This window comes from Candidatus Marinimicrobia bacterium CG08_land_8_20_14_0_20_45_22 (assembly GCA_002774355.1).
Classification (GTDB): Bacteria; Fidelibacterota; UBA2242; order UBA2242; family UBA2242; genus 0-14-0-20-45-22.
Genome location: PEYN01000029.1, coordinates 20,370 through 27,217 on the forward strand (window position 1 = coordinate 20,370; position 6,848 = coordinate 27,217).

The 6,848-nt window shown below is 45.6% G+C and carries 8 protein-coding genes; 6 read left to right on the top strand and 2 right to left on the bottom strand.

The genetic code is table 11. The features are described 5' to 3' along the window. Positions 1-42: 42 nt before the first annotated feature. The 6 genes from COT43_02140 to add all read left to right on the top strand — a co-directional run bounded on the left by COT43_02140 (position 43) and on the right by add (position 5,346). Positions 43-426, top strand: a complete 384-nt coding sequence (locus tag COT43_02140) for a desulfoferrodoxin (protein PIS30277.1) — start codon at positions 43-45, stop codon at positions 424-426. Beyond that, the gene (locus tag COT43_02145; GenBank protein ID PIS30278.1) at positions 423-944 is read left to right on the top strand and encodes a ferritin; all 522 of its coding nucleotides are present in this window, start codon (positions 423-425) and stop codon (positions 942-944) included. The genes COT43_02140 and COT43_02145 overlap by 4 nt, the downstream gene beginning before the upstream one ends. Before the next feature lie 5 nt (positions 945-949). Next, entirely contained in the window at positions 950-1,447 is a 498-nt protein-coding gene (locus tag COT43_02150; protein PIS30279.1) for a rubrerythrin, read from the top strand. A 216-nt stretch (positions 1,448-1,663) separates the two neighbouring features. Next, the gene (locus COT43_02155; GenBank protein PIS30280.1) at positions 1,664-3,922 is read left to right on the top strand and encodes an oligopeptide transporter, OPT family; all 2,259 of its coding nucleotides are present in this window, start codon (positions 1,664-1,666) and stop codon (positions 3,920-3,922) included. Next, positions 3,876-4,292: a hypothetical protein gene (locus COT43_02160; protein PIS30281.1), complete on the top strand. Its 417-nt coding sequence runs from the start codon at positions 3,876-3,878 to the stop codon at positions 4,290-4,292. The genes COT43_02155 and COT43_02160 overlap by 47 nt, the downstream gene beginning before the upstream one ends. A 4-nt stretch (positions 4,293-4,296) precedes the next feature. Continuing rightward, positions 4,297-5,346, top strand: a complete 1,050-nt coding sequence (gene add, locus COT43_02165; protein ID PIS30282.1) for an adenosine deaminase — start codon at positions 4,297-4,299, stop codon at positions 5,344-5,346. Positions 5,347-5,488: 142 nt separating this feature from the next. On the opposite strand, the gene COT43_02170 is transcribed toward add, so the two are convergent. Both COT43_02170 and COT43_02175 read right to left on the bottom strand, forming a co-directional pair. Beyond that, complete coding sequence (locus COT43_02170; protein PIS30284.1) at positions 5,489-5,815, bottom strand: hypothetical protein; 327 nt, start codon at positions 5,813-5,815, stop codon at positions 5,489-5,491. A gap of 89 nt (positions 5,816-5,904) precedes the next feature. Next, positions 5,905-6,360, bottom strand: a complete 456-nt coding sequence (locus COT43_02175) for a hypothetical protein (protein ID PIS30283.1) — start codon at positions 6,358-6,360, stop codon at positions 5,905-5,907. Positions 6,361-6,848: the final 488 nt, after the last annotated feature.

The following is a 6,848-nucleotide window of genomic DNA, read 5'->3' on the forward strand; positions in this document are numbered from 1 at the left end:
CTGGAAAGCAAACTGAACACAATCCACAAAAAGGAGTATGCCATGACACAGAAAATGCAAGTTTACAAATGCGAAATCTGCGGAAACGTCGTTGAAGTCGTTCACGAAGCCGGCGGGACGCTGGTTTGTTGCGGACAACCGATGAAGTTGATGATCGAATCGACCGCAGATTCGGCAAAAGAAAAACATGTTCCGTTGATCGAAAAGACGGAAGAAGGCTACAAAGTCACCGTTGGTAGCACGCTTCATCCAATGATTGAGACACACTATATTGAATGGATCGAACTGATCGCCGACGGCGTCATTCATCGTCGCTATCTAAAACCCGGCGATGCACCCATTGCAGAATTCTGCACCAAAGCCAAAAATGTCTCTTCGCGGGAATACTGCAACATTCATGGCCTTTGGAAAGGAAAAACGTCATGATTAATCCGAAGGTTGCCAGCGCAATCAATGAACAAATAAAAAATGAGCTGGAATCCGCTTACCTGTACTATGCCATGCAGGCGTATTTCACAAGAGAAGGATTCGATGGTATGGCTAATTGGATGAGCGTTCAGGTAAAGGAAGAACTCTATCACGCATCCAAATTTTACGATTACGTTTTAAATCGCGGCGGACAAATACAATTAAAACCGCTCACAATTTTAAAAACGACATGGGAATCGCCGTTGAACGCATTCAAGGAGGCGCTTGCTCATGAAGAATTCATCACCAGTCGAATCAATTTTCTCATGAAATTAGCCATCCCGATGCTTCGGGACTTCGCTTCCAAGGTTTTCCTTGATTGGTATGTCAATGAGCAAGTTGAAGAAGAAAGTAATGTAACGAAGATCATCGCTTCGCTGGCACAAGTAAAAGATTTCGGGCAAGGATTATTAATGATCGACCGAGAACTTGCCTCACGCGTTTTTATCATGCCAACACCCGGACAAGGAGCATAAATCACATGAATTTAACTTTCAACATCGACGAGATATTTGAGATCGCTTTAAAAATCGAAAAAAACGGCGCAAAATTCTACCGGAAAGCCATGGAGTTCGCTAAAGACGAAAAAACCAAAAAAATGCTGGCGGATTTGGCAACGATGGAAGATCGTCACGAAAAAACCTTCGCCTTAATGAAGTCCGGATCGAACGTTCATAGTCAATTAGGTTCGCCCTTCGATCCAAATAACGAATCCATCGCTTACTTACAAGCGTTTGCCGACGGATACGTCTTCGATCTTTCCGAAGATTCTTCTGAGCAAATCACCGGCAAGGAATCCATGGAAGAGATCATGAAGACGGCCATAGGGCTTGAAAAAGATTCCATTGTCTTCTATATAGGGATCAAGCATATCGTGCCTGAACCTCAGGAAAGAGATCAAGTCGATTCAATCATACGCGAAGAAATGAAGCATATCGCATTTCTGACAGATTATCTCAAACGAATTAAATTATCTTAAATTCCGAAAGATTTATTCATTTTTTTTACTGTTCATCCTTTTTTTTCGACTAATTGAAAAAGAAAAGGATGCAGGCATTTGAATTTTGGGAAGGCGACATTTTTTAACTCGCGGCGGCGGCTTTTTCTTTTCCTTGACTATTTACATCTCATTCCTTAGTTTCCGCCGTTATGGAAAATCAGGATAATCGATAGATTAAAAGATAAGGAGGAAACCTTGAGCGATCAGAAATTCAGACCTTATGTTCCGGCAGAGTCGAACATGAGAGAATTCACATTACGCGCCTTATTGCTCGGCTTGGTCATGGCCGTTGTCCTCGGCGCGGCGAACGCATATCTCGGCTTGAAAGCGGGAATGACGATTGCGGCGACATATCCAGCCGCAGTAATCGGCATGGCGGTATTAAAATTGATGAAAGGTACGATTCTGGAGGAAAACTTCGCGCGAACCGTCGGTTCAATCGGCGAATCGGTAGCCGCCGGAGCGATCTTCACCATTCCGGCTTTTTTGATCGCCGGTGTTTGGACGGACTTTTTTACCTTTAAAAACTATTTAATTGCGACGGCAATCATGTTTGTCGGCGGCATTATCGGCATTTTGTTCGTCTCAATTCTTCGTCGCGTAATGGTCGAAGACAAAGATTTACCTTTCCCTGAATCTGTTGCGGCGGCGGAAATCCACAAAGCCGGACGTTCCGGAAAAAGCGGCGCAAAATATCTCTTCTGGGCGATGGGACTCGGCGCGCTGATTCAGGTTTTAAAACAGGTACAATTTTTTGCAACGAGTTGGGAAAAGTTCATCCGCTTTTCGCTGGGAAAACTCGGCCTCGGCAAAGACATTGTTCAGACCGGCGGCGGCGCGGTGCTTAGCACACCGGGAGTCAGCCCGGCTTATATGGGCGTCGGTTATATCATCGGACCGAATCTTTCGGCGCTGAACTTTACCGGTGGTTTGCTGGCGTGGGGATTGTTCGTCCCGGCGTTGTTGTTCTTCCTCGCTCCGCAGATCAACGTTCAGGAGCGCGTTCATGAAAAATTCTTCAACGAGAATCTTTCGGCGAGCGTCGAACTTTCCATTCAAAGTCAAAATCCAGCTTTTACGCAATCTGAAATTGACAAGAAAACGAAGGAGAGCGTTTCGGTTCTGCTAACGAATCTCGACAAGAAACAGATGACGCCAGAACAGCAGGCGATTTATGATGAAGTCGTGACAAAGACAAGTGCGTTTATGGAAACTGCCAATGCTAAAACCGATCCAGCAATCGTCGCCGAATATGGCTCGCTCGAAGATGAGTCGTGGATCGACGCTGGAAACGATGTATGGAAAGGCATCGTCAGAAAAATAGCCATCGGCGGCATGTTGATGAGTGCGGCTTTCACGCTTTACAAGATGCGTAGTAACTTAAGCAAAGGTCTCGGCCGAGCGGTCAGCGATGTCCGAAAATCGACAAAAGGCTCGAAGATTCAGGAAGCGCGCACAGACAAGGATATGGACTTCAAGTGGGTATTTATCGGAATTCTTCTTGCTTCGATCGCGACTTTCGTTATTTACTATTATTTCTGCCATGATTTTATCGGCGCATTGGTTGCGACACTTGTGATGATCGTCGCCGGATTCTTCTTTTCAGCAGTTTCGGGAAATTTGGTCGGACTCATCGGTTCGAGCAATAACCCGATCAGCGGATTGACGATTTCGACGCTACTCATTGCGGCATTATTAATGGTGGCGCTTGGCGTCAAAGGCATGCCAGGCGTTGCGGCAGTTCTGGGCGTTGCGGCGGTCATTTGCGTTGCGGCGGCTGTCGCTGGCGAAATGTTACAAGACCTGAAAGTCGGACACATACTCGGCGGTACGCCGTGGAAAATGCAGATTGGCGACATGTTTGGAATTTTGGTTTCTGCCGCCGTCATGTTTTTCCCGTTATTGATTCTCCATCAGGGTGACATCAACATGGGCGGAACCGGCCTGGGCGGGAAAGCCTATCCGGCGCCGCAAGCAAGTCTGATGGCAATTTTAGCCAAAGGCATCGTCGCAGGCGATATGGCCTGGCCGCTGATCATCGTCGGCATTATCATGGCAATCGGATTGATTTTAGTCAAAGTGAAAAGCCCGATGCTGGTTTGCGTGGGCATGTATCTTCCGCTCGAAACCTCTTTTGCGATCTTCATCGGCGGTTTGATCAAAGGAATCGTTGATAAATTCGCCGAGAAGCGGAAACTGAATGACGCGCAGAAAGCACGAACAGAAAACAATGGCGTCTTACTGGCCTCCGGACTCATCGCAGGTGAAGCGTTGATTGGATTGCTATTCGCCTTATTCGCAGTGCTTGAATGGAGAACGCCAGTGATATTCAAACATCCGTCGTTCTTAGTCAGCCTGCTTGTGTTTGTCGTCGTGGGTTGGGTGTTGGTAAAAATCCCGTTAAAAAATGCGGGCAAAGCCGACGAACCTGCGCCGCCGACGGCAGTCATGTAAAAGAAAGCGAATCGATATTTTAAAACAAAAGCAACAGGGCGAGGCAACGAAAATCAACCTTTACGATCTGATTCCTCGCCCTCTTGTCCAATCCGAAGATGGGAATGACGGAAAAGTCACACTCCTGCAACCGAAATTTCCCAGCCGATTCGGGCGAAAATTCCTCGCGCCGAGAATGAAAAATCCCTATTTCCATGTCAAACTCGATATATTGGGTTCTTCCGTTTGGAAAAAGATCGACGGCATCAAAAACGCCGGACAAATCGCCGACGAGATCGAATCGGAATTCGGCGATCAGTACCCGTCCTTAAACGAACGTATCAGCAAATTTTTCAATCTTCTAAAAAAAGCAAAATTCATAGAGATGTGAAACCATGAGCGAAAAAGTCAAAATTACCGAAGATTTTATCCGCGAACTGCCGAAGACAGAGTTACATTGTCATCTGGACGGTTCTTTGCGGTTGGACACGATTCTCGACCTTGCCGAAAAAGACAACGTCACATTGCCGACGCGCGACCGTGATATTTTACGAAAAATGGTAACGGTGACTGGTGAGAGCATAACGCTTCCGGAATATTTAAAAATGTTCGACATCACGCTGAGTGTTCTGCAAACACCGGAAGCCTTGACCCGCGCCGCTTACGAACTCGCCGAAGACGCCAGCCGCGAGAACACTCTTTACATCGAAGCGCGATACTCGCCGATTCTTCATAATGAACAGGGGATGACGACGATGGAATCCGTCGATGCCGTTCTCAAAGGTTTGAGAATGGCGGAAAGAGATTTCAAGATCAAGACCGGCGTCATCATCTGCGGGATTCGGAGCATCTCACCGGAAATTTCCTATCAACTTGCCGAACTGGCTGTCGCATTCAAGAATCGAGGCGTCGTCGGTTTCGATCTTGCCGGCGTCGAAGAAAACTTCCCCGCCAAAGACCATCGCGAGGCATTCAACCTGATCCTGAAAAACAACATCAACACGACGCTTCACGCGGGCGAAGATTACGGACCCGAATCGATTCATCAGGCAGTCCATTACTGCGGCGCGCATCGCATCGGGCACGGCGTTCGTCTCAAAGAAGACGGCGATCTTCTGAACTATATCAACGACCACCGCATCGCTCTGGAAATGTGTTTGACCAGTAATGTTCACACCGGGAGCGTAAAAAGTTACGCAACCCATCCGTTCAAATTTTACTTCGACTATGGCCTGCGCGTCACGTTAAATACCGACAATCGATTGATCTCCAACACAACGTTGACGAAAGAATACATGCTCGTGCACAAGTACTTCAATTTCAACATCCGCAATTATAAGGAAATCATCATCAGCGGATTCAAGAGCGCATTCCTTCCGCATCGCACACGGATCGAGATAATTCGCCAGATCGCCGACCAGCTGGATACTTTCATCTCAGTTTGAGAAGGTAATTTTAGCCGCGGATCAACGCAAATAAGAAGCCATTCCATAATAAATCAGCGTCCTTCTGCGACCGTTTCTCTACCTCTACCTCTACCTCTACCTTTACCTTTTCTTCGTGTCTTCGTAGTTAACCCCGGCATTCCTACTTCTCGCCGGAATAATTCGCTTTGTCTTCTGCGGCTATTGACGGAATCGCCGCTTCGCCGGAATTGTATATTCTGACCTTCTTTCTCACATCCAACCGAGACTTAACCGGATGTTCCGAATCCAATTTGAATGATTTTACAGAAATGATGTTCATATTCAACACCGTTTCAATCTTCGTTATCGTTTTAAGCGTCAGATTGACATTGCCCGCAAGGATCCGGCTGAGCATTGACTCTTTCATGCCAATCGCCTCGGCAAAAGCCTTGCGGGTTTTAAAGTTACTTTTCTCGATGGCACCGGCAATCGCCTCTGCAATGTCCATCTGTTTTTCAACTAATCGGGAAACATCTTCCGGGATTTTCGTCTCTATCTCATCAAAAAAGTCATCTACTTCTCTTGACATATTCTATCCTATAAAAGGTCTTCTATGGTTAATCCTGATTCTTCCAAATATCTTTTAAGCCGATGAAACACATCAGTCACTTTTCTTGCCTCAACCGACAATTCCAGACTCTCTTGCCAAAATCGAATATCATTGGGTTTGACTCCGCCACCGCCTAAAATCAAGAGGTTATCGTTCCACCGGATGCAAAATAATCGTAAGTATCCAACACCATAATCGATTCTACAAATTTCCGAATGAATGGACTTCTCATCTTCCGGACGAAAATATTGAGGTAACAATCCGCGCTTGTCATAAAGTTCTTTTATTTTCTTACGTAATGCTTCAAAATCGGGATGATCCCGGACTTCCGGATTGGTAACAAACTTGTGAAACTCGTGATTTTCTTCGCCATCGTACTTAATGGAATATATTTTTGCTTTTCTGCCAAACTTAATCCTAACTAATCGAAAACCTAACTTCACTTATAAGTTAATTCCCAGTTTCGGATTTTCAAGTGGTTTCTTTAATGCACACCCAAACCATTTGTCAATTCCCAAAAATTCTCCGGTTTCAACTTCTCGAAATCATTCCGGCTAACTTTCATGTAATTCCATTTTTAATGGTCAATTCCAGAGCGTAGAGACGAGATTGAAAAGTATCCCGCTCGCCTAGGAATAATCGTAAATTGTCTGCGCTATGATTTTAATATCGCTTCCTCTCTTAGTCATAATCTTGTACACTTCATCCATAACATTGTCAGAATCACAGATTACACTGATTAATGGATTTCACAGATTCCCTTTCCCAGTCTCATTTTCCATAATCTGCGTAATCAGCGTAATCTGCTCAATCAGTGATTCAGACTTTTCCTGTTCCATCAGCGATTCAGACATTTTTCCCCGAACTCACGAACCGTTTCCATTCCAGACTCTTTGCTCCAAAATTAATCAGCAAACCCACTTCAAACCGA

Bases quoted from the DNA above. Each gene is read 5' to 3' on its own strand.
- COT43_02140 (PIS30277.1), top strand. From the start codon at position 43: ATGACACAGAAAATGCAAGTTTACAAATGCGAAATCTGCGGAAACGTC.
- COT43_02145 (PIS30278.1), top strand. From the start codon at position 423: ATGATTAATCCGAAGGTTGCCAGCGCAATCAATGAACAAATAAAAAAT.
- COT43_02150 (PIS30279.1), top strand. From the start codon at position 950: ATGAATTTAACTTTCAACATCGACGAGATATTTGAGATCGCTTTAAAA.
- COT43_02160 (PIS30281.1), top strand. From the start codon at position 3,876: ATGCGGGCAAAGCCGACGAACCTGCGCCGCCGACGGCAGTCATGTAAA.
- add (PIS30282.1), top strand. From the start codon at position 4,297: ATGAGCGAAAAAGTCAAAATTACCGAAGATTTTATCCGCGAACTGCCG.
- COT43_02170 (PIS30284.1), bottom strand. From the start codon at position 5,815: ATGGACATTGCAGAGGCGATTGCCGGTGCCATCGAGAAAAGTAACTTT.